The organism is Tritonibacter sp. SIMBA_163 (genome assembly GCF_046535935.1).
GTDB lineage: Bacteria > Pseudomonadota > Alphaproteobacteria > Rhodobacterales > Rhodobacteraceae > Epibacterium > Epibacterium scottomollicae.
Genome location: NZ_JAWJBP010000362.1, coordinates 1 through 277, shown reverse-complemented (window position 1 = coordinate 277; position 277 = coordinate 1). Strand labels below are relative to the sequence as shown.

The window sequence follows — 277 nt, the reverse complement described above, 5'->3', positions numbered from 1 at the left end:
ACCGCGCCAGAGATAGGCGTTTTGCGGTTCCAGCGCGTCGGCGCCGTGGGTGCCGAGACTTGGCAGAAACACGACGCCCGCATAGGAAACGACGATGACGATCGAAGCCACGGTGACCAGCATGGCCGAATAGGCGTCGCCGTCCTGCGGCAGGCTGAGGACGGCGACGACCGTCAGAATGCCGATCATCGTCAACAATACGCCGCGTATCGCGGTTGCCGGATCGGGGCTTGCGAAAACCGACGCCAACAGGAAGGCAAACATCAGCAGCCAACCG

Annotated in this window: 1 protein-coding gene; it reads right to left on the bottom strand. The window is 62.8% G+C overall.

The window, feature by feature from the left end:
• Window positions 1-189 (bottom strand): hypothetical protein (locus R0J92_RS22730; protein WP_411053331.1); only part of this gene is annotated, 189 nt, incomplete at its 3' end.
• Window positions 190-277: the final 88 nt, after the last annotated feature.